The organism is Aliidiomarina sp. B3213, from assembly GCF_003290085.1.
Lineage (GTDB): Bacteria > Pseudomonadota > Gammaproteobacteria > Enterobacterales > Alteromonadaceae > Aliidiomarina.
On sequence record NZ_QMKJ01000002.1, the window covers coordinates 267,287 to 289,788 of the forward strand.

Consider the following 22,502-nt stretch of genomic DNA (forward strand, 5'->3'; position numbering starts at 1 on the left):
TCGGTTTACTTTTTCACAAAGCGCATCATGCGTTTACGCTTGCGCTGTTGTGAAATGGTGAGCTTATTCTTTTTACCCGCAAACGGATTGTCGCTATTGCGAGTTTCAATCTTAATCGGTGTTCCCATTAAGCCCAACGAACGACGGAAATAGTTCATTAAGTAACGCTTGTAGCTTTCCGGCAAATCGTCCACTTGGTTACCGTGAATCACTACACGAGGCGGGTTATAACCACCTGCATGGGCATATTTTAGCTTCACGCGGCGACCGCGCACTAGTGGCGGTTGGTGCTCTTCCACGGCAGAAGTCAAAATACGTGTTAAATGAGCAGTACCGGCTCGCTTAGTTGCGCTCGCATAAGCTTCTTGTACCGACTCGTACAAGTGTCCCACGTTGGTACCGTGCAGCGCCGAAATAAAATGAATGCGAGCGAAGTCGACAAAGCCTAAACGGCGGTCGAGCTCGTCTTTCACCCATTGCTTCGCGTCTTGCTCAAGGCCGTCCCACTTGTTCACAGCAATAACTACAGAGCGACCTGCGTTCAACACAAAGCCAAGCAAGTTAAGGTCTTGGTCACCAATACTCTCGCGAGCATCAATCACCATAATGACAACGTTAGCGTCTTCAATCGCTTGTAAGGTTTTCACCACAGAAAACTTTTCGACTGCTTCGCCAATACGACCACGGCGACGAACACCTGCGGTGTCGATTAGGGTGTAGGCCCTACCATCGCGCTCCATAGGAATATAAACACTGTCGCGGGTTGTACCTGGCATGTCGAAAACCACAACACGGTCTTCGCCTAGAATCCGGTTCGTAAGCGTTGACTTACCTACGTTCGGGCGCCCAACGATAGCGAGTTTTATAGGCGTGTCTGGGTCTGGAGCTTGGTACACATTGTCTTCTTCAATGTCTATTTCTTCAGGCTCGGGTTCTTTTAAGTCTGGAAAGTCTTCTACTAACGGCGCAAAGCTCGCTTTTAATAACTTCCCTACACCACGCCCATGAGCCGCAGCGATTTGCCAAACATCGCCAAGTCCAAGCTTATAGAATTCAGCGCTGGCTGAGTCGCCGTCGATACCGTCCACTTTGTTTGCCACCAGCTTCACAGGCTTCTCTTGGCGGCGAAGGTAGTCGGCAATAAACTCATCTGCGGCAGTTAAACCGTCTCGAGCGTCAACAAGGAAAAGAACCAAGTCAGCTTCATGAACAGCCTGCAAAGACTGCTCTGCCATTAATCGGTCTAAACCCTCTTCGTCGCCTTGAATACCACCAGTATCTACAACAATAAACTGGTAACCGTCATATCGGCCTCTGCCGTATTGGCGATCACGAGTAAGGCCAGGGAAGTCAGCTACTAGAGCGTCCCGGCTATGAGTGAGTCGGTTAAAGAAAGTACTTTTACCGACATTCGGACGGCCCACGAGGGCCACTACTGGCAACATTTTTATTCCTTAATAAGGTCGAGTACTTATCGAGTTTCGATAAGGTACACTCGACCTGATGCTGTTTGTACAGCGATATTGTCTTCTACAGCGACCGGTGCAGTATGAATTTGGTCGTCTTCATTGAGAAGTAAACGACCTTCAATTTCACCTGAGTCAATACTTAACCAATGTAGGTAGCCAAAACGGTCACCCACTACAAAGTAGTTACCTTGTAATGCAGGCTCAGTTACGCTGCGATAATAAAGGTCGCTATTTCTCCAGCGCTCGTTACCCGAAAAACGGTCAGCGCTGATTACATGACCTTCTTGTGTAACCACCAATAACCTGTTGCGTAATAATTGTAATTGTCTTGCACTAGCATAGTCGCGTTTCCATTCAATCTCGCCACTCATAAGTGCAAGTGAGATGGTTTCGCCGTTGAAAGCGGACATATACACATTTGAGCCAGCGACTAAAGGCGAACCGTCTACGTCGACCATTCGCTCTAATTCAGAGCTACCTGTTGGTGCTGAAACACGTTGCTCCCAGGCTAAGCGACCACCGTCTAACAAGAGAACAATCCCTTTACCGGTTGCCGTACCAAGCACTACACCGCCACTCACGATGGTTGGTGTTGAAGTGCCTCGTAGTCCTAACAACGCAGTTTCTTCTTCGTATTCCCAAACAGGGCTACCGTCTTCGGCGTCTAAAGCTACGATGAAGCCGTTACCTAAGTGCGCAACCACAAAGCCTTCACCGACAGCGGGTTCACTCACAAGTTCACCACGCAGTTGAGCGGACCACTTGGTCTCACCATTGGTTTTGTCTAATGCGAATAAAAAACCATTCTCTGACGGTATGTACAGGGTATCGTCTACAAGTTTAGGGCCCGCAGAAATGCGTGCCGACTCACCACGAGTTAAACGTCCGAACCAACGACCGTCTTCAGAGAGCTCTCGCTCCCAAATTGTTGAGCCGTCTTCTGCACTAAGCGCCACAATAAGGCCATGACGGTCGGCAACATAAAGCACACCGTCTTCATACACTGGCTGTAAACGCGAATAGAAGTCGTCGCTACCCGAGCCAACCTTTGTAGACCAAAGTACATTGGCTTGTGTTGTTGCTTCAATGGGTTGTAAGTCTGCATGGCGCTGAACGTCATTCGACGAACAACCTGCCAATACAACAGCAGAAAGCATTAAACCGAATGTAATTTGAATACCTTTGATCATGGATTAACCGCCAAACTATCCAGTTTCATTTGTAAAACGCGATTCATGCCACTTTCGCTGCTTTCAAGTGCAGAAGCGTAAGCCATTCTTGCCGCGTCTTCATTACCTTGAGCAAGGTGCAAGTCACCTTCAATTTCAGACTTCAACGCCGCATAACTTGTAACCGTAACTTGGCTCAATGCGTTCGAAGCATTGTCGTAACGACCTAGAGCAATTTCTACGCGAGCTAAACGAAGTGCAGCAATGCTAGTCACTTGTGCGTTGGTAGACTCATTCATCGCCATTTCAAGTTGAGTTGCAGCTTCTTCAAGGTTCTCTGCAGCAACCGCACTCTTAGCAACAACAAGACGGGTTAACGCGGCATAGTCGCTGTCACTTAGTTCACCAAGCACAGACTGCGCTTCAATAACTTCACTTGTTTCAGCGTCTAATTGGTCAACAATTTGCTTCACCTGCGCGGTGGCCGCTTGTTGCTCCGCTAACTGTGCGCTTTGGAAACTGCGCCAAGCAAACATAAGTCCTAGGCCTACAACTAAGCCGCCCACGATCCATGGACCGTATTCTTTAATAAACGACTTTACCTGTTCAACTTGTTGATCTTCGTTTTCCACTGATATTTCCTCTTTAAAAATCGTGTACTGGCTTTAACAAACCACTACTAAAAACTGCTCAGGAACTTAATTAACTCATCAACCGTCATTGAAGATTGAGGTTTGTCCTCGCGTAAATATTTAACTGAAACTGTACCATTATTTACTTCATCTTCACCCATAATCACTGCTATTTGGGCTCCAGACTTGTCTGCGCGTTTAAGCTGCTTCTTAAAGTTGCCACCACCACAATGCTGCATAATACGTAATTGCGGTAATGCGTCTCGAAGCTTTTCGGCAATGGTTGTTGCAGGAAGTTCCGCAACTTCCCCCATTGCGCTTACATAAACATCAACAGGTTGAGGAATAGTTAAGGTTTCCGCAAGTTCGAGCATTAAAACCAAACGCTCCATACCCAATGCAAAACCTACGGCTGGGGTAGCTTTACCACCTAGCTGTTCCACTAATCCGTCGTAACGTCCACCCGCACACACTGTACCTTGAGCACCTAAAGACTGGGTAGTCCACTCAAACACCGTACGGTTGTAATAGTCTAACCCGCGTACCAAGCGCTCATTGTGCTGGTAAGTAATACCCGCAGCGTCTAACCGTTGGCACAACTGCTGAAAGTGACTCCGCGACTCTTCATCCCAATACTCGGAGAGCTTTGGCGCGTTAGCCAACACAGCCTGTACGTCTTCATTCTTAGAGTCTAATACCCGAAGAGGATTCGACTCTAAGCGACGCAAGCTGTCTTCGTCTAACTGTTCAGCGTGCGCTCTTAAGTACTCCGTTAACGCAGCTCTGTACTCCGCTCTCGCTTCGTTTGAAGCTAACGAGTTCAACTCTAACGTTAAATGCTCTGAAATACCTAACGCACGCCATAACCGTGCAGACATAAGAATAAGTTCGGCGTCGATGTCTGGACCTTGCAAACCAAACACTTCCACACCAAGCTGGTGAAACTGACGATAACGGCCTTTCTGAGGACGTTCATGGCGGAACATTGGGCCCAAATACCACAAACGTTGCTGCTGGTTGTAGAGCAAACCGTGCTCGTTACCTGCTCGCACACAGCTTGCTGTACCTTCTGGACGCAAGGTTAAACTGTCACCGTTGCGGTCTTCGAAGGTATACATCTCCTTCTCAACGATGTCAGTCACTTCACCTATCGAGCGTTTAAATAAATCGGTTTGTTCAACAACCGGCATACGAATTTCTTGGTAGCCATAACTACTAACAAGATCTCGTATTTTTTGCTCGAGCACCTGCCAGCGCGCTGTTTGCTCTGGCAAGATGTCATTCATTCCACGAATTGCTTGAATTTGCGTCGCCACAATTTCGGCCTTCTTCTCTCAAAATGGGGCATTATAGGGTGTTTACGCTGGTAGGTAAAACGTACCTTAACGAATTTACTCTGCTTCTTTGACTTGAGTGACCGGAATACGCTTTTCATCGTCTAAACGTGAAGCGTAAGCACGAATTTTAGCTTCTAGCTGGTCAACAATATTGTCGTTATCAATACGCTCTCGCTGACGTTCTCCGTCCATATAAAATCCGCTTCGGGTTTTCGCGCCAGCTAGTCCTAAGTGCGCGACTTGCGCCTCTCCTGGGCCATTAACTACACAGCCAATCACCGAAACATCCATAGGTACGGTAATATCTTCCAACCGTTGCTCTAACGCGTTTACTGTAGAAATAACGTCAAACTCTTGTCTTGAGCAGCTTGGACAAGCAATGAAATTAATACCACGTGCACGAATTCTTAATGACTTCAGAATGTCGAAGCCTACTTTAACTTCTTCAACAGGATCCGCTGCCAAAGACACTCGCAATGTGTCACCAATACCCTCAGCCAGTAACATGCCTAAGCCGATCGCAGACTTCACTGCACCGCTGCGCGCGCCACCAGCTTCTGTAATACCTAAATGCAAAGGCTGGTCTATTTCTTTAGCTAACAAGCGATACGCGTCTACCGCTAGAAATACATCAGAAGCTTTCACACTCACTTTGAAGTCTTGAAAGTCTAGTCGGGTAAGATGCTCTACATGTCGCATTGCAGACTCGACTAACGCGGCACCAGTAGGCTCGCCATACTTTTCTTGCAAGTCGCGCTCAAGAGAACCGGCATTAACGCCAATTCGAATAGGAATATTTTTGTCTCGTGCTGCATCAACCACGGCGCGAACGCGCTCTTCATTACCGATATTTCCTGGATTGATACGTAGGCAGTCTGCCCCATACTCAGCCACTTTTAATGCGATACGGTAATCGAAGTGGATATCTGCAACGAGTGGTACTGGGCTTGCAGCGCGAATCGCTTTAAACGCCTCCGCAGCATCCATTGTAGGCACAGAAACACGAACAATATCAGCACCTGCCGCAGCAATAGCTTTTATCTGCGCTACGGTAGCGTCGACATCAGTCGTTAACGTGTTGGTCATCGACTGCACAGCAATAGGCGCACCATCACCAATAGGCACGTCGCCTACATAAATACGTCTACTTTTTCTGCGTTGAATAGTGTTTTCGGGGGTCATGAACTACTTCTCATCAATTCATTCGCTAACAGATTATTGCTCGATGGTTTGTACCGGCCAAGTAAACCGCGCCACGCGACCTTGTCTGAACTGCGCCATGTCGACACGTTCACCTTGATACCACATTTCTACCACTTCAGGAGCACCTAGCTCTATACGAAACGGGGCTTCGCCATTCAGCGCCATAATATAACCTGCGCGCTTTACGCCGCCGGCCACATTTTCACCCGTTGCGTCATCAATTCTAACCCAGCAGTCGTTTTCAAAGAAGAACACCAAGTCACCTGAGTTAGGGTCCACATCATCAATCGTCAACATTGCCTGCGCAGAAGGATCTGGAGCACTCGCTTGTGGTTCTTCAACAGCCGCAGTTTCATTCGTCTGAGATTCAGCAACTTGATTATCAGTTCCCGCAGTCTGGCTTTGGTTACTTTCTTGCTGCTCTGCAGGCTCCGAAGTTTGTGCTTCTGTACTTGAAGCATCACCTGCAGTTTGCGTTTCAACAGGTAAGATATTTGTTTGAGTAGAGTCAGCACTTGTAGCTGACTCAGTCATATCATCAATTACTTCATCTGGAGTCGTTACTACTGGCTCCTCTTCAGAAGCACTCGCGATAGCGTCTTCCACATCCATTTGTGCGGAGTCTTGCTGCATCATCGACGACGTTGTAGGCATTTCTTCTTGGTTAATTTGCTGCCACGCAAACAACACAACTGAAGCAACAATAACAGCCGCAATGACATAGGTGATGAGCATGAGTCGGCTGTCGGCAGTTTGTTGTTTGGTTCTGCGAGAAAAGCTTTGCATTGAGTCTTTGCGCGGAGCTTCAATACCTAACTCATAATATGCCGCAATAACTTCCTCTTCGGGAATTTCGACAAGCTTCGCGTAGGCTCTCAAGTACCCTCGAGTAAAAGTACCTGCTACTTTCGGGTCGAATCTATTGTCTTCGATTTCTTCAACCAACTGCTTACGCAAGCGCAAATGGTCTGCCACTTCTTGAGTAGACAGTTTTTTTGCTTCCCGAGCACTGCGCAGAATGTCGCCCGGCCTTAAAGCCGTTGTATTTTGTTCTTGGTCTTGCTGATCTATGTCTTGTGTCATGAGAGCCTGATTTCTTTGCGCACGACCATTCCCTGAGTGCGTCTGTTGCGCTCCCTGCTTGCTAGGACACCGCTTTTACTGCGATTCCCTGGCCGCCTTTTTGTTTTTGTTGTTTTTTAAGTAAGCGTTTTGTCCGGTCGACCACATCACCCACTAATTGTCCGCAAGCAGCGTCGATGTCGTCACCACGAGTTTTCCTTACGATAACGGTATATCCATGTTCCATCAATACTTTTGCGAATCTATCGATACGAGAATTGCTTGAACGCCCGAAATCTGACTGTGGGAATGGGTTAAACGGTATCAAATTAATTTTACTCGGAGTGTCTTTAAGTAGTTTCGCAAGCTCGTGCGCTTGGTCGGTCGAGTCGTTAACATGATCAAGCATGACGTATTCCACCGTCACCTTCTTATTCGCTTTCGACACATCTACATACTTTCGACTAGACTCAAGAAACTGTTGTATTGGGTACTTCTTATTAATGGGCACAATTTCGTTACGGAGTTCATCGTTCGGGGCGTGTAATGAAATAGCTAACGCCACATCGATTTGATCACGCAATAAGTCCAGCGCAGGCACAACACCTGAAGTTGACAAAGTTACACGACGCTTAGAAAGCCCGAATGCTAAATCGTCCATCATGAGTTCCATTGCTGGAACCACATTTTTCATATTTAACAAAGGCTCGCCCATACCCATCATGACCACGTTGGTGACGGGTTTGATGTTGGTTTCCCCTACCGGACCTAAAAGCTTATTCACTCGCCAAACTTGGCCAATGATCTCGGAAACACGCAAATTTCGGTTAAAGCCTTGGTAACCCGTTGAGCAAAACGTACACTCCAAAGCACAACCAACCTGAGACGACACACACAACGTAGCTCTGTCGTCTTCAGGTATCCAAACACTCTCAACTTCCTGACCGTCGGGAAGTTCCATAGCAAACTTGATTGTGCCGTCGCTCGATAGCTGCTGAGTTTTAATCTCAGGTGCTTTAATTTCAGCAATACTCGCAAGTTTAGCGCGTAGCTTTTTGTTCAAGTTTGTCATTTGCTCGAAGTCGTCAACACAAAAGTGATACATCCACTTCATCACTTGGTCTGCACGGAATGGTTTTTCCCCGAGCTCCGCAAAGAACTCGTGAATCCCTTTGCGGTTCAAGTCTAGTAAATTTACTTTTTTCGCTTCAGACATAACCATAACCTCTGATGACACAAGCTTGTGTTTAGTCGTCGCACAAACTCAAACATTTTTAATCTATACACTGCTAAAAAAGGGGCCGAAGCCCCTTTTTCTCAACGTGACCCTAAAGACTATTTTAGCGGGTACGTGAGCAAATTTCTTCGTCGTTGAAGAAATAACCGATTTCACGGGCTGCAGATTCAACTGCGTCAGAACCGTGAACCGCATTCTCGTCGATAGTTTCTGCGAAATCAGAACGAAGAGTTCCCGCAGCAGCTTCTTGAGGGTTAGTAGCACCCATGATTTCACGGTTTTTACGAACCGCGTCTTCACCTTCAAGAGCCATTACAACGATTGGGCCAGAAGTCATGAACTCAACTAAAGCGCCAAAGAAAGGACGTTCTTTATGTTCAGCGTAGAAACCTTCCGCCTGTTCATTGCTTAAATGCATCATTTTCTGAGCAACAATACGAAGACCAGCAGTTTCAAAACGGTTTACAACGGCGCCGATTACGTTTTTCGCAACAGCGTCCGGCTTAATGATGGAAAGAGTACGTTCCAAAGCCATGTTTTCACTCCAATTCGATAAACTAGGGGCGAAACGACGCCCAGTACAAAAATTCGCGCGAATTATACGTGAAATAAGCAGCTATGCCTAATAAAACTTTTTTCTGACTCATTCCGTTTTTTACTTGTAAGAACCTAGGTTTTAGATCTACTATATAGACGTCTAAACATCTAGCTGTTTAGATAGCAATATACAATGCAACGTGAGAAGTTTTGCGAGGTTTACATGGGTAATCAATTACAGACAGCAACTTTCGGCGGTGGATGCTTTTGGTGTATCGAAAGCGCAATGAAGCAGCTCGAAGGCGTAATTTCAGTTCAGTCTGGCTATTCTGGTGGCGAAGTTGAAAACCCCACATATCAGCAGGTGTGTTCTGGAATTACAGGGCATGCAGAAGTTGTTCAGGTTGTATTTGATGCTCACACCATTAGCTACCGAGAGCTGTTAGAGGTGCTATTTACCATTCACGATCCTACACAGCTCAACCGCCAAGGTAACGATGTGGGTACACAGTATCGCTCTGTAATTTTTTACCACAATGAAGAACAGCTTGAAGTAGCCAAAGCATTCTTACAAGAAGTTACCGTTGAAGAAATTTTCGAACAACCAGTGGTTACTGAGCTGAGTCCGTTCATGAACTGGTATGCCGCAGAGGCGTACCATGCAAACTACTACGAGAATAATACCGAGCAGCCGTATTGCATGGCGGTAATCGCCCCGAAACTGGCTAAGTTTCGAGCAACATTCGCGAGCAAGCTTAAATCGTCGCCTTTAGTTAGCCAAGCCAACTAGGTAGGCCAAAAGTTTCCTGTTTCCCGCAAGCGTGTGATGGTTTCCGTGACACGCTTTATGGTTTCTTCAATGTCCTGCTCAGTCGTGTAACGGCCGACACTGAAACGCAGTGAGCTTAAGGCTAGCTCTCGCTCTATTCCAAGTGCTTGTAAAACGAATGACGGTTCCACCGTAGCTGAGTTACATGCAGAACCAGAAGACACCGCGAGACCATTGAGCTGCATCAACAGCGCGTCACCGGGTACGTCAGCAAAGCTCACGTTAAGAATACCGTCGACACGCTCTGCCGCTTCGCCATTAATGATCACGCCGTCCATCTTTTGTAAGCCCTGTGCAAGTTTGTCGCGCAAACTCCGCAAGTGCGTTCGTGTTTGTTCTAAGTCTTGCAATGCAAGTTCCGCGGCGGCACCAAAACCAACAATTTGATGGGTGGCTAACGTACCCGAGCGCATGCCTCGCTCGTGGCCACCGCCATGTATTTGCGCTTCAATCTGTACCTTTGGAGCTCTGCGAACATACAGCGCTCCTATGCCTTTAGGACCATACATTTTATGCGCAGAAATCGACATTAAGTCGATACCTAAAGCTTCAACATCAACAGGTATTTTTCCAACACTCTGAGCACCGTCCACATGCAGCAGCACGTTTGCTCCATGGCAAATATCAGAGATACCTTTGATATTTTGAATGACTCCAATTTCATTATTGACGTGCATAACACTAACTAAAATCGTGTCTTCCCGAATTGCATTCTTCAATGCATCGGGGTCAATCTCACCAGACTTGGAAACCTGTAAATAAGTAACGTCAAAACCTTCAGATTCCAGTGCAGCACAAGTATCAAGTACAGCTTTATGTTCGGTAGCTACGGTAATAATATGCCGGCCGTGCTCTTGGTGAGCATGAGCAACACCTTTAATGGCTAAATTGTCTGACTCGGTTGCACCCGATGTAAAAACAATCTCTCTTGGGTCGGCGTTTATTAGCTCTGCTATTTGGTGGCGGGCTTCGTCGACCAGCTCTTCTGCTTGCCAACCAAACTTATGAGACCGTGATGCAGGGTTGCCAAATGCCCCCTGAAAAGTCATACAGCTCGCCATTTTCTCGGCCACGCTTTCATGAACCGGAGTTGTTGCCGCGTAATCCAGATAAATGGGCTCGCTCATATTACTCTCCACTTTCCTTGTTTGACTTGTCATCACCTAAGCGCTCAAAAGACGCCAGAATTCCGCGCAAAATATTTAATTCGTTTTGGCTTGGCCGGGCACGCGTGAATAAACGACGTAGTTTATTCATAATTTGACCAGGGTGTTTGCGAACAATAAAACCTGACACCCCTAAACACTTCTCTAAATGGCCGTAAAAACCTTCCAAGTCTTGAGCATTCGGGTAATCTTCTCCGTCTTCTGCGTTCACTTCGCCTTTTTGCGTGTTCAGCCAAGCCATGCGAACTTCATAACTCAGGGTTTGCACTGCCATAGCCAAATTCAATGAACTGTATTCAGGGTTAGCAGGAATGTGTGTGTGAAATTGGCTTTTTTGCAGTTCTTCATTGGTTAAACCGCTTGCTTCGCGCCCAAACACCAATGCAACCTTACCAACAGCACCTTCTTCTACAGCCTTTTCCCCCGCTTCTCGTGGGTCTAGCATTGGCCAATCTAATGTCCGGTTTCTTGCACTCGTCGCCATCACTAGCTGACAATCTGCAATAGCTTCGTCTAAGGTTTCAACATAACGTGCATTAGCAAGAACGTCAGTTGCACCTGCTGCCAAGGCTTGCGCCTTACCTTCAGGAATCTCTTCAGGTGCAACCAAAACCAGGTCCGAAATTCCCATAGTTTTCATGGCTCGCGCAGCGGAGCCAATGTTTCTTTGGTCAGACGTATTTACTAAAACTATGCGAATATTGTTTAACATGGAAAGCCCCTTAGCAATGAACCCGAAAATTCTAACACAGTAAACCATGAGCGGGCGATAATCTCAGATTGCCTTTTCGTAATAACATGTATATAATTCGCGCGTTTTTTGAACACCGCTCTTTACCAAAATTGGAAACCATTAAAGGATATTCGCATGCATGCAATGTTAAATATTGCAGTGCGCGCTGCTCGCGCCGCTGGAAAAGTACTCGTAAAAGCTTACGAGAACCCGCAACTGTTAGAAGTTGATAGCAAGTCTGAGAACGACTTCGTAACAAACGCAGACAAAGCTGCTGAAGAAGCGATTATTGCCACGATTAAAAAGTCTTACCCTCGCCATTCAATTTTGGCTGAAGAATCTGGTTTAGACCAAGGTGATGATGCTGATTACCAATGGGTAATTGATCCTCTTGATGGCACCACCAATTTTATGCGCGGAATCCCACACTTCTGCGTATCTATAGCACTTACTGTTAAAGGCGTTCCACAACACGCTGTAGTTTACGACCCGATCCGCGACGACCTATTCACTGCATCAAAAGGTAGTGGTTCCCAATTAAATGGCTTCAGAACCCGCGTCGCGAGTAAAAAGTCAATCGAAGGTACTTTGCTGGCAACAGGTTTTCCTTTCCGCATGAAAGAAATTCTTAACGACTACCAAAAAGTGTTCAACGCATACTTTATGGAAGCCGCAGACATTCGCCGTGCAGGCTCTGCAGCCCTTGACCTTGCATATGTAGCTTGTGGACGTGTAGACGGTTACTTTGAAGCTGGTCTAAAACCATGGGACACCATGGCGGGTGAATTGTTAGTAAAAGAGTCTGGCGGTATGGTGACTGACTTTGCAGGCGGAATGAACCAGCAAGCGTCTGGCAACATTGTTGCAGCGAATCAGAAAGTGATTCAGCAAATGCTTATCGTGATGCGTAAGAACCTTCCAGCCACGCTTCAAAAATAAGCGCACTGTTGGCATCGCCAGCATAAGCTTGAAACAAAAACGCCAGCCCTATCGGGCTGGCGTTTTTCGTTAAAATTCTAGTTCTTCTAAATCAAGCTCGTAAGCGTTATCGATGTCTGCAAGCTCTTTCTTTAAGCGATGTCTTTCTTTAAGAGCTTCAATTTCTCTCCATTTGCGTTTGCTACGGCTTTTTGAAGATTTCTCTGCCACATTGTTGGTTTCTTCAGAGTGGTCCATAGGATCCTCCTATTTGTATGGCTTATAATAGTTTTGTTACTTAGCGCAGGTATTTTTTATCACAAACAGGGAGAGTGTAAAAGCAAAATGTTACATTTAAATTAACAAACGAACACTAATTGAACAAATCGTCGCAAACGCTATTCCAGTTAATCTCTTTGTACCCCAAATGCCTCAATGCTTCGTTTACCTTTTCGAAATGCCGCTCTTCATAGAATCCTCGATACGCCGACAAAGGAGATGGGTGTGTACCTTTTAAAACCACATGCCCGTCCATATTCAGTCCTTTAATTACCCGCTTGGCATGACCGCCCCACAACACAAAAACTTTTGGCTTCCCTTCACTAAGTATTCTTAGAATATCTTTAGTAACTTGCTCCCACCCTTGACCACTGTGAGATCCAGCTTTACCCGCTTCTACAGAGAGCCCGGTATTGAGTAGCAACACGCCTTGCTTCGACCAACTCGTTAAGCAGCCATGACTAGGCGTATTAAAGCCTGGGCTCTCGCTTTCTAGTGCCTTGTACATATTGACCAACGAAGGTGGGGTTTTAACACCATAGGGAACTGAAAACGCATATCCATGAGCTTGTCCTTCTCCGTGGTAAGGGTCCTGTCCGAGAATAACCACTTCAACTTGCTCAGGAGATAAGTCAGCAAGTGCATTAAACATATCCTTGTCACTTGGATATATAGTTTTACCTTTAGCTCGTTCCGAACTGACCCATTGTGACGCGCTCTGTAACGCCTGCTTCGCCGGTTCTGATAAGTGGGTAAACCAATGCTCTGGAAAGTTTAATGCCATAATAAAATACTCTTACAGCCCTGCCGTTATCGAAATACAGAACCTAAATTTAAATCGATAGATACAAAAAAGGCCAGCGTAAGCTGACCTTTCGTTTAACCCAAAGCTTCTTGATTAGAAAGAAACTGAGAAACTCGCAGATACGTAGTCACGATCTTGAGTTGGGTTGTAGTCTGCACCGTCGTAACGATTGTACGCGATGTTTAGGTTGTACTTGCTTAAGTAGTTCGCACCTAAAATTAGACCAAGGTTAGTACGACCTTCGATGAAGTTCGTGTTAGGTGAGTAACCTTTCACGTCATGACCGAAAGCGATAGTTGGTGTTAAGTTCCAACCGGCAATAGCGTTTGCATATTCAAACACTAAGCGACCTCTATAACCCCAACTTGTTTCTGTTACGAAACCTTCACAGTTCGTGTCTGGACCGCCTGGGTTACCTAGGTCAGCGCCTGTTAAACACTTACCGTATACAGGGTTACGACCGAAACGCTGTTCTTGAATGCTTGGTAGGTCTGCCACGTGGCTCACACCAATTTCACCCACGAACGTTACACGCTGAGCGCCTAGGGCTTGGTCGAAGAACTGCAAGAAAGTAGTTTGTGCTTGATACACTTCAAGTTCTTCGTAACCGCGTGCGTAGTTACCCTCTGGGATACCATTTGGACGCGCTTCACCAATACGAACCATAAATGTACTTGGTACATTAGGACGTAGACCCGCTGTCAAAATTTCTGTGGTATTGATTTGAACTGCTTGCGCAGGACGGTAGCTGATTTCACCCGCCCACGACCAAGTACCTAAAGTAGTACTGAAGCTCAAGCCATAAATTTCATTGTCTTCTGGGTATTCGGTGAAGTAACGAGGACCAAGCGTTGAAACAACGTTGTTGCTCACTTCAGTCGTATTCCAGTCATACGCAGAAATAATTGGCGCTGTGTTGTGCACATTCAGGTAGTAGAAACCGAACTCAGCGTCCATGTCGTATGAATAGTAACGGAATGAAACACCGTACTGACCGCTGTCGCTTGCGTAGTCATTGTCTGCACGTTGCAAATACAAACCCGCTTCAACCGACTCAGCGTCAGAAAGGTTAGTATTCGCACCTACTTGAGGGTTCAGAGTTGTCTTGTTACAACCCGGACCACCAATGATGTCTACAGAAGAAAAGTAAGTACCACAGCCGTCAACTTTGGTGTTGTCCCATTCGTACATGACGAACGTGTCCATACTCAACTGGTCGGTAAGACCAAGAGAGAAACTCACCATACCCACTGGTAATAAAGCTTCACGTAGCTCTGCACCTGGACGACGTAATGCGTTGATATCAGCAGGGTTGATTGAGTTAATACCGTTTACAATAAACGTACTTTCACCCCAACTCAGCACTTGGCGACCGATACGCAAGTCTGCTGGCATGCTACCAATATCGAAACCGGTATAAATAAATGCGTCGAGTAGGTTTAAACCACTACCTTTCGCGTAATCGTCGAATGCATCTGTATTTAAGCGCGTATTCGGCGTGTAGTTATTAGCTGCATGACCATGCAATACGTCAGCGTTTTCCAAAACGTCGTCATACCAATAGTTAAATCGGATAAACGCGCCAGTATTACCTTCACCGCGGATGTTCACGTCGTGAACGCCACGGAATACGAAAGACGCTAGGTCGCCTTTATCGAAGTTCAGGTTACCGTCGTCAGCTACACCTGACTGACCGCCACCGCCTTCCCAGTTACCTGGATGTAAAACTGTTGGATCACGATCTTCGACACGCCATAGCGCACCGATAGAGAACGTAGAGTCGAACTGTACGTCTAATGGTCCCAAGTCGAACGACGCCGCATTAGCTGATGGTACTGCTATTGCTACCGCTATTGCCGAAGCAAGTGGGATTTTTTTGAATACAGATGTCATTTTTTTCATTGTTGTTGCCACCTATCCTGCGAAACCCGGAACGGGAGTCCCTGGCGAATTTTTATCAAAAATCATGTCTGATTGTTTTCACAAGCGCAAGCTTTAACCTCATTCAAACACAAATTTTTGTTAATTTATATATTCTTGTTGTTGTTTCTTACTTCTTATAAAAGCAGGTTAGCAGACTGCTAACCTGCTTGTCACCTGCTTAAGAAAGTGCTTTTTCTAACTCAGGTAATACTTCAAACAAGTCGCCAACTAAACCGTAGTCTGCAACTTGGAAGATTGGTGCCTCTTCGTCTTTGTTAATCGCAACAATAACTTTAGAGTCTTTCATACCCGCCAAATGCTGAATAGCACCGCTGATACCTACGGCAATATATAGTTCCGGCGCAACAATTTTACCTGTTTGCCCCACCTGCATGTCATTCGGTACAAAACCAGCGTCAACTGCAGCGCGTGACGCACCAATCGCAGCACCTAGTTTGTCGGCAATACCTTCAAGAAGTTTGAAGTTGTCGCCGTTTTGCATACCACGACCACCAGAAATCACTACGGACGCGGCTGTTAAGTCTGGGCGCTCACTCTCAGCAAGAGCTTCGCTGACAAAACTAACTTTATCAGAGGCAAATGCGTCAGTAATCGCTTCAACGCTCGCGCTACCACCTTCGGCAGAAGCTGCATCAAAAGCCGTTGCACGAACCGTAATTACTTTTACCGACTCAGTACTACGCACAGTAGCAATCGCATTGCCTGCGTAGATTGGACGTTTAAAAGTGTCTTCACTTTCTACAGCAATAATGTCTGACACTTGATTCACGTCTAACAATGCAGCAACGCGCGGCATGAAGTTTTTGCCGGTTGTAGTCGCTGGAGCAACAATATGGCTGTAACCTTCCGCTTTCGCAGCCACTAGCGCTGACATGTTCTCGGCTAAGAAATGACCATAAGCAGCATTGTCCGCACACAATACTTTTGCTACGCCGTCTACTTTTGCAGACTCTTGCGCAACTGCTTCACATCCTTCACCAGCAACGAGTACATGAACGTCGCTACCCATCGCCTTCGCTGCAGTAATTGTTTTCAACGTGGCAGGGTTTAGTGCGTTATTATCGTGTTCCGCTACAACTAGAATACTCATAATACTTTTGCCTCGTTTTTAAGTTTCTCTACAAGTTCAGCAACGTCAGCTACTTTCACGCCTGCACTACGCTCTGCTGGCGGTTCAACTTTCAGCAACTCAACTTTACTTTCTAGCGCTACACCAAAGTCGCTCGCAGCCTTCACATCAAGAGGCTTACGCTTCGCCTTCATAATATTAGGAAGCGAGGCATAACGTGGCTCGTTTAAGCGCAAGTCAGTCGTTACGATTGCTGGCAGTTTCAATGCTACGGTTTGTAAGCCACCGTCCACTTCGCGGGTAACATTTACAGAGTCGCCTTCAATGACAACTTCTGACGCAAAAGTACCTTGAGGCATATCGGTTAGAGCCGACAACATTTGACCTGTTTGGTTGTTGTCTGAGTCGATAGACTGTTTACCCATGATCACCAGACCTGGCTGTTCTTCTTCAACTACTTTTTGTAGTAGTTTGGCAGCCACTAAAGAGTCGGGCATCGCGTCCGCTTCAACGTGAACTCCGCGGTCGGCACCCAGCGCCAACGCAGTTCGGATTTGTTCTTGGCAAGCTTTAGGTCCGATAGAAACCACAACGATCTCGTCGGCTTGTCCCTTTTCTTTTAAACGCACAGCTTCTTCAACAGCGATTTCACAAAACGGGTTAAGTGCCATTTTTACGTTACTGAGGTCCACGTCTGATTGATCTGACTTCACGCGAACTTTCACGTTGTAATCAATCACTCGCTTCACCGCGACCAAAATTTTCATAACAACTTCCTTCATTATCAGGTCTTGGAATCTTAGTTTCGCGCAACATTATGTAAAAGCAGTGCGAATCCTACAAGTCAAAGCGCTATAATGAGCCAAATTTTATTGTTGCAAAGTGTCAATCGAGCTTGGCACAGCAGCTATTTTCAAAAGCAACGCTTAGATTATTGTTTTATGATTCATACGCTTAATGACGAATCCAAACAGCTATTGGAATTATTGGCCTCGCAAAAGAATTGGGAAGCGCGTTATCGCCAACTTCTGCTATTGGGTAAGAGCGCACCAGTTTTTCCAGAAATACAGCGAACTGAGAACGAAATAGGAGGTTGTCAGGCAAAGGTTTGGGTAAGTGTTGAGAAGAACGATAACCGTTTCTACATTCATGCCAGTAGCGACGCGAGAATTGTTAAGGCCCTACTACTTGTTCTTACTCAGCCCTTGCAAGGAGCCACTGCCGAGGAAATAGAAACCTTTGATGCAACGGCATGGATGGACAGTTGTAAACTATCCGGACACTTGAATCCGTCACGTGTAAACGGATTATTTGGTGTGATCGATCAGGTAAAAGCCTTAACGCGCTGAGGACGTTGGCGTTTCTAACTGAAGCAAACGTTTGAGCAATTGTGCAGACGCCATTAACCCAAACGTTCCGGTAACCATCATGGATGCTCCGAACCCTGAAGAACAGTCTAAGCTTCGTGCGGCTTCGCCCGGTTTGGTATAGGTCACTTCTCCACTGTCGAGTGGATATCTCAGTTGCTCTTCGGAGTACACGCAGTCTATACCGAATTTTCGTTTTGGATTACGACTGAATCCATAATTGCGACGCAGCGTGTTTCTTGCTTTTGCCATTAAAGGATCTTGCTGTACCCGCGCTAAGTCAGTCACTTTAATTTGCGTTGGGTCAATTTGCCCTCCTGCACCACCAGTCGTGACCACTTTAATTTTATTGCGAACACAGTGCGCCAGTAGCGCAGTCTTTGCATTTAAACTGTCTATCGCGTCCAGTATCCCGTCGGTGCCCTCAGGAATAAGAGCTAGTGGTTGCTCAGCTTGAATGAAGTCGTCGACAACGGTTACTGAAAGCTCAGGGTTAATGTCTTTGAATCGCTGCGCCAGCACTTCTGCTTTTGATTGACCCACAGTACTTTGCAAGGTATGGAGTTGGCGGTTGGTATTGGACATGGCAATGTCGTCCATGTCTATTAATGTAATGTGCCCTACTCCACTTCGAACTAGAGCTTCCGCAGCCCAAGAGCCCACGCCACCTAAACCAGCCACGGCAATACTTAACTGTTGAATGCGGTGCAATTGCGCAGAACCATAGAGGCGGCCGATACCACCAAATCTTAGGGAGTAATCACTCATGGGAAAACCTGTTCGATTAATTTACGGACGGTGAGCTTGTTCTACCGCTTTTAATTGCGCCATACTTCTTTCCGACTCTGCACGATCGGTCACGTCGTAAACGATAATACATAGCTGTTCCACTTCGCCACGCGTGTTTTGCAAAGGCAATAAGGTCACGTTTTGAAACATATAAGGCGAAGTACCAGTAACCGGACGATACTGCGGAAATCTGAATAAAAATGGACGCTGTTCCCAAATTATAAAAGAACGGCTATTCAATTCAAAAGACCTTTCAGCCTTTTTTCTGAACCACTTCTCGTCGATTTCTGTGGCAACCGAAAATAAAGATCGACCATGAACTTGGCTGGGTCTTAAACCGCTATGGTTACTCATGAAGTCATTCCACATGGATATCTCGAAGTTGCGATCGATAACCACAATACCCACGTCAATGGCACCTAAAATACCCAACTTAATATGGAGTTCTTGAAGCTCCTCAGCTGAAATTTCACTCATGAAGCCTCCAAGAGGTGTTGAAGTTTTTGCTCGAGTAAAGGTAACGAACTGCCAGGGAAAAGCAGCAGCAAGTCGAACTCAATGTTAAAACCCTCAAGCCGATAACCAATTTCGATAGCAAGCACTTGCTCCCATTGATTATGGGCCGCTTCGAGCAGTTCTTTCACCGAAACTTGCCGCCCTAATACGACTGGGTGCGCTTGATTAAAGCGAACATGAAGTTGCTCACCAAGTCCTTGCAAACAGGCACCATTGAGCAGATTACTCACGTCTAACAGAGCTTCTAGCTCGTATTTCTGGTCTTTTAAGTCACTCTCTAGCAAGCGCCCCATGTCTTTGAAGCTCGCGTCATTAAAGATCACCATCGCTTCGCCGTGAATTCCATCGCCAGTAAAACCTTGCGTCACAGCCGAAACCGAGTCGGCGCTATCTAGCGCAGATAGCACCATATGAAGCTCTGAAGCGGCAATTTGATTCACTGTGGGTATGGGAAGCTCTACGAATACGTCAATTGCTTTTGCTAGCAATTCACCTGCCCTACCCATAGCTACATTAGCCACCTCCTGGTACATGTCGCGTTGGTTTACTTCAATTTCAACGTCTCGCCCAGATGAACTGTCAGCAAAGTCCTCTGGGCTGAAGAAGCCGTACTGGCTAAGAATTAAAGTAACGGTATCAACGTCAGTGGGTTTGCGGATAAAGTCTAAGGCACCAAGCTTGAGCACTCGCGCTTTCGCCTCCGGCTGAACGTCTCCAGATACAACCAAAACTAAGGTGTTCAAATCATTCTTTCGGATCTCTTCGAGCGTCTCATAGCCATCCATTACCGGCATATTCAGGTCGAGAAACATTAAGGCGCCTTTACCCTCGCGGATACGCTCTAATGCTTCTTGACCGTTTTCGGCGAAGTGAAGCTCTATATCCCAGTCCTTGGGTAAAATGCGTGCAAGCTGCTTTCTAGCTAACGAAGAGTCGTCGCAAATTAACACTGGGAGTGTCATGCTTTCTCCTAAATGGCCACCGGCGCCTTAATATGAGGATGAGCCTCATACCCCACTAGTTCGAAGTCTTCGAATTTAAAGTCAAAAATGTTTTTCACATTTGGATTAATATTCATTGTAGGCAAAGGTAACGGCGAACGCGAAAGTTGCAATTCCGCTTGCTCAAAATGATTGCTATACAAATGTGCGTCTCCGAAGGTATGCACAAAATCACCTAATTCTAGGTCACACACCTGAGCTACCATCATGGTTAATAACGCGTAGCTCGCAATGTTAAACGGCACGCCTAAAAAGATATCAGCGCTACGCTGGTAGAGCTGACAAGACAACTTGCCGTCTGCTACATAAAACTGAAACAACGTATGACACGGAGGCAAGGCTTGCAGCCCTTGTTCAGCGTTCTCTTTGGGTGAAACACCTGACTTCGGCAAAACGCTTGGGTTCCAGGCACTCACTAACAAACGTCGAGAATCAGGTGTGTTTTTAATTTGCTCCATTAGCTCGCTGATTTGGTCTATTGTGCCGCCATTTGGCGCAGGCCAGCTACGCCACTGCGCTCCGTACACAGGGCCAAGTTCACCGTCTTCGGTTGCCCACTCGTCCCAAATTGAAACACCATTTTCTTTAAGGTACTGAATGTTAGTTTCACCTTTCAAAAACCAAAGCAGCTCATGAATAATTGATCGCAGATGGCACTTTTTCGTAGTGACTAACGGAAAGCCTTCCGCCAAATTAAATCGCATTTGGTGACCAAAAATACTTCGGGTGCCCGTTCCAGTTCGGTCCGTTTTTTCCGTGCCATTTTCGAGAACATGTCTCATTAAATCTAAATATTGTTTCATGAGGATTTGCCTTGAGCGCTAGTGTTTGGTGCAAAAATATTTTTCTTGTAAGCCAAAATTAACATGGCTAAGCCAGCAATAATCATCGGTAACGACAACCACTGCCCCATACTAAATATACCTAATATTCCAAGATGACCGTCGGGTTCGCGGAAGTATTCAACGACGAAACGAGCCGAACCGTAACCTAGTAAAAATAGTCCGCCAATCGCACCTACGGGTCTTTGCTGCCTAGAAAACCAGAACAACACAACAAAGAGCAATAAGCCCTCGCCGAAGGCTTGGTAAAGCTGTGATGGATGGCGAGGAAAAGGTCCGCCATGCACGAAAACCATAGCCCAGGGTACGTCGGTAACTCGTCCCCAAAGCTCTCCATTAATAAAATTACCTATTCTTCCTAACCCTAAACCAACCGGCACCATCGGGGCTACGAAGTCACCCACTTGCCAAATATTCAATCCCATTCTCTTTCCGTAAAAATACAGAGCAACGATAACCCCTAGCAGGCCTCCATGGAATGACATTCCACCGGCTCTGAAATTGAAGAGATACATAGGGTTTTGCAGGAAAGACTCGAACTGATAGAAGAACACGTACCCGACACGCCCACCAATCACTAACGCTAGAAATGCCCAAAACACCAGATCTTGCCATTGCTCTTTCGTCCAAAGTGGGTGTTTTTCAGCACGCTTACTGCCGAACCAGTAGGCAAACGCAGCGCCCAATAAATACATAATTCCGTACCAGCGGATATCGATTACGCCCAAACTGAGCGCTACTGGATCAAAATCTGGGTGCTGTAAATAATCTGACTGCATATATTCCCTAAATTATTTTGCTAGCTACGATCCTACCAACAAGTGAATCGCTACGAATACCAATAAAACTGCAAACGCCCGCTGTAAATATCGAACTGGAAGCACAGACGCGATTTTAGCGCCAACAGGAGCAAATAATACAGAAGTAACAACTATACCTGCCCATGCCGGTAAATATAAAAAACCAAATAGGCCAAACATCTCAATGTTGTGCACACCGCTACCCATAGTTGCATAGAGCAGCGTACTTACCGCACTCAGCACCACACTACACACAGCGGCAACCGCAACAGCGCGAGACATCAATACTTGATAATAATTGAGAAGCGGCACAACTAGAGCACCGCCACCTATACCAACAAGCGAAGAAACAATACCTATACTTGTTCCAAAGCTACGCACTTTCCACTGTTTAATGGCTTTCTCGCTATTTCTCGGCTGTCGTTTCCACACCATTCGCAATGCTAAAAGCAGCAAAATTACCGCAAAAACACGCTGCAAAATAGCTGGAGGAATAGTACTACCAAGCCAAGAACCAATGAGTCCGCCAATGACGATGGTGGGCGCTAACCACCTTACCCATTTCCACTCTATATTTCCCGAGCGTTGATGCGCTAGCGCGCTTGAAAATGTCGTTACCGCAATAGTTGCCAAACTTGTACCGATTGCCGTAGGCACCACTATACTTGCCGGTACGCCCATAGCGGGTAGCAAATAAATTAGTAACGGCACCACTAAGATACCACCACCAATACCCAATGCACCGGACAATAGCCCTGCAAAAACGCCTACAATCAGTAAAATTGCAAATGCTGACAC

24 protein-coding genes are annotated in these 22,502 nt (G+C 46.3%); 3 read left to right on the forward strand and 21 right to left on the reverse strand.

All coding sequences use genetic code 11. The features are described from left to right. Positions 1-5: 5 nt before the first annotated feature. From der to ndk, 8 genes are all read right to left on the reverse strand, one after another. On the reverse strand, positions 6-1,445 hold the full coding sequence (gene der, locus DQX04_RS06480) for a ribosome biogenesis GTPase Der (protein ID WP_111915090.1): 1,440 nt from the start codon (positions 1,443-1,445) through the stop codon (positions 6-8). 26 nt (positions 1,446-1,471) lie between these two features. Further along, a complete protein-coding gene (bamB, locus tag DQX04_RS06485) occupies positions 1,472-2,659 on the reverse strand; it encodes an outer membrane protein assembly factor BamB (protein ID WP_111915091.1) in 1,188 nt (395 codons plus the stop codon). Beyond that, a complete protein-coding gene (locus DQX04_RS06490; RefSeq protein ID WP_165831957.1) occupies positions 2,656-3,270 on the reverse strand; it encodes a tetratricopeptide repeat protein in 615 nt (204 codons plus the stop codon). The genes bamB and DQX04_RS06490 overlap by 4 nt, the downstream gene beginning before the upstream one ends. 47 nt (positions 3,271-3,317) lie before the next feature. Further along, positions 3,318-4,586 carry a histidine--tRNA ligase gene (gene hisS / locus DQX04_RS06495; protein WP_111915093.1) on the reverse strand — a complete coding sequence of 423 codons (1,269 nt, stop codon included), beginning with the start codon at positions 4,584-4,586 and terminating at the stop codon, positions 3,318-3,320. A gap of 75 nt (positions 4,587-4,661) precedes the next feature. Then, a complete protein-coding gene (gene ispG, locus DQX04_RS06500) occupies positions 4,662-5,789 on the reverse strand; it encodes a flavodoxin-dependent (E)-4-hydroxy-3-methylbut-2-enyl-diphosphate synthase (RefSeq protein ID WP_111915094.1) in 1,128 nt (375 codons plus the stop codon). Positions 5,790-5,822: 33 nt separating this feature from the next. Next, positions 5,823-6,893, reverse strand: a complete 1,071-nt coding sequence (rodZ, locus tag DQX04_RS06505; RefSeq protein ID WP_111915095.1) for a cytoskeleton protein RodZ — start codon at positions 6,891-6,893, stop codon at positions 5,823-5,825. 61 nt (positions 6,894-6,954) lie between these two features. Then, entirely contained in the window at positions 6,955-8,088 is a 1,134-nt protein-coding gene (locus DQX04_RS06510; RefSeq protein WP_111915096.1) for a bifunctional tRNA (adenosine(37)-C2)-methyltransferase TrmG/ribosomal RNA large subunit methyltransferase RlmN, read from the reverse strand. A 124-nt stretch (positions 8,089-8,212) separates the two neighbouring features. Continuing rightward, the gene (gene ndk, locus DQX04_RS06515; RefSeq protein WP_111915097.1) at positions 8,213-8,644 is read right to left on the reverse strand and encodes a nucleoside-diphosphate kinase; all 432 of its coding nucleotides are present in this window, start codon (positions 8,642-8,644) and stop codon (positions 8,213-8,215) included. 225 nt (positions 8,645-8,869) lie between these two features. On the opposite strand from ndk, the gene msrA reads away from it, so the two are divergent. Continuing rightward, positions 8,870-9,436, forward strand: a complete 567-nt coding sequence (gene msrA, locus DQX04_RS06520; RefSeq protein ID WP_111915658.1) for a peptide-methionine (S)-S-oxide reductase MsrA — start codon at positions 8,870-8,872, stop codon at positions 9,434-9,436. Here the strand turns inward: msrA and DQX04_RS06525 are convergent. Both DQX04_RS06525 and trmJ read right to left on the reverse strand, forming a co-directional pair. Then, on the reverse strand, positions 9,433-10,602 hold the full coding sequence (locus DQX04_RS06525; RefSeq protein WP_111915098.1) for an IscS subfamily cysteine desulfurase: 1,170 nt from the start codon (positions 10,600-10,602) through the stop codon (positions 9,433-9,435). The genes msrA and DQX04_RS06525 overlap by 4 nt on opposite strands. Position 10,603: 1 nt before the next feature. Continuing rightward, on the reverse strand, positions 10,604-11,353 hold the full coding sequence (gene trmJ, locus DQX04_RS06530; protein WP_111915099.1) for a tRNA (cytosine(32)/uridine(32)-2'-O)-methyltransferase TrmJ: 750 nt from the start codon (positions 11,351-11,353) through the stop codon (positions 10,604-10,606). Positions 11,354-11,509: 156 nt separating this feature from the next. Between trmJ and suhB the strand changes: the two genes are divergently transcribed. Continuing rightward, the gene (gene suhB / locus DQX04_RS06535; RefSeq protein ID WP_111915100.1) at positions 11,510-12,313 is read left to right on the forward strand and encodes an inositol-1-monophosphatase; all 804 of its coding nucleotides are present in this window, start codon (positions 11,510-11,512) and stop codon (positions 12,311-12,313) included. A gap of 69 nt (positions 12,314-12,382) precedes the next feature. On the opposite strand, the gene DQX04_RS06540 is transcribed toward suhB, so the two are convergent. The 5 genes from DQX04_RS06540 to DQX04_RS06560 form a co-directional block, all read right to left on the reverse strand. Beyond that, positions 12,383-12,550: a DUF3545 family protein gene (locus DQX04_RS06540; protein ID WP_111915101.1), complete on the reverse strand. Its 168-nt coding sequence runs from the start codon at positions 12,548-12,550 to the stop codon at positions 12,383-12,385. A gap of 115 nt (positions 12,551-12,665) precedes the next feature. Continuing rightward, on the reverse strand, positions 12,666-13,355 hold the full coding sequence (gene ung / locus DQX04_RS06545; protein ID WP_111915102.1) for a uracil-DNA glycosylase: 690 nt from the start codon (positions 13,353-13,355) through the stop codon (positions 12,666-12,668). Positions 13,356-13,469: 114 nt separating this feature from the next. Next, positions 13,470-15,278: a DUF1302 domain-containing protein gene (locus tag DQX04_RS06550; protein ID WP_111915103.1), complete on the reverse strand. Its 1,809-nt coding sequence runs from the start codon at positions 15,276-15,278 to the stop codon at positions 13,470-13,472. Positions 15,279-15,477: 199 nt separating this feature from the next. Beyond that, positions 15,478-16,410 carry an electron transfer flavoprotein subunit alpha/FixB family protein gene (locus DQX04_RS06555; RefSeq protein WP_111915104.1) on the reverse strand — a complete coding sequence of 311 codons (933 nt, stop codon included), beginning with the start codon at positions 16,408-16,410 and terminating at the stop codon, positions 15,478-15,480. Continuing rightward, complete coding sequence (locus DQX04_RS06560; protein WP_111915105.1) at positions 16,407-17,156, reverse strand: electron transfer flavoprotein subunit beta/FixA family protein; 750 nt, start codon at positions 17,154-17,156, stop codon at positions 16,407-16,409. The genes DQX04_RS06555 and DQX04_RS06560 overlap by 4 nt, the downstream gene beginning before the upstream one ends. Before the next feature lie 90 nt (positions 17,157-17,246). Here DQX04_RS06560 and DQX04_RS06565 point away from each other — a divergent pair, with 90 nt between their 5' ends. Then, the gene (locus tag DQX04_RS06565) at positions 17,247-17,738 is read left to right on the forward strand and encodes a SufE family protein (protein WP_111915106.1); all 492 of its coding nucleotides are present in this window, start codon (positions 17,247-17,249) and stop codon (positions 17,736-17,738) included. Here the strand turns inward: DQX04_RS06565 and tcdA are convergent. Genes tcdA through DQX04_RS06595 form a run of 6 tightly spaced genes read right to left on the reverse strand, consistent with a single transcriptional unit; the run spans position 17,727 to position 22,502 of the window. Continuing rightward, positions 17,727-18,524: a tRNA cyclic N6-threonylcarbamoyladenosine(37) synthase TcdA gene (tcdA, locus tag DQX04_RS06570; RefSeq protein ID WP_111915107.1), complete on the reverse strand. Its 798-nt coding sequence runs from the start codon at positions 18,522-18,524 to the stop codon at positions 17,727-17,729. The two genes, DQX04_RS06565 and tcdA, sit on opposite strands and share 12 nt — an antisense overlap. A 21-nt stretch (positions 18,525-18,545) precedes the next feature. Next, positions 18,546-19,022, reverse strand: coding sequence for a PAS domain S-box protein (locus DQX04_RS06575; protein ID WP_111915108.1), 477 nt, complete (start codon positions 19,020-19,022; stop codon positions 18,546-18,548). Beyond that, positions 19,019-20,023: a response regulator gene (locus DQX04_RS06580; RefSeq protein WP_111915109.1), complete on the reverse strand. Its 1,005-nt coding sequence runs from the start codon at positions 20,021-20,023 to the stop codon at positions 19,019-19,021. The genes DQX04_RS06575 and DQX04_RS06580 overlap by 4 nt, the downstream gene beginning before the upstream one ends. Positions 20,024-20,031: 8 nt before the next feature. Further along, positions 20,032-20,865, reverse strand: coding sequence for a thymidylate synthase (locus DQX04_RS06585; protein WP_111915110.1), 834 nt, complete (start codon positions 20,863-20,865; stop codon positions 20,032-20,034). Then, the gene (gene lgt / locus DQX04_RS06590; protein WP_111915111.1) at positions 20,862-21,683 is read right to left on the reverse strand and encodes a prolipoprotein diacylglyceryl transferase; all 822 of its coding nucleotides are present in this window, start codon (positions 21,681-21,683) and stop codon (positions 20,862-20,864) included. The genes DQX04_RS06585 and lgt overlap by 4 nt, the downstream gene beginning before the upstream one ends. Before the next feature lie 24 nt (positions 21,684-21,707). Next, positions 21,708-22,502, reverse strand: coding sequence for a sulfite exporter TauE/SafE family protein (locus DQX04_RS06595; RefSeq protein ID WP_165831958.1), 795 nt, complete (start codon positions 22,500-22,502; stop codon positions 21,708-21,710).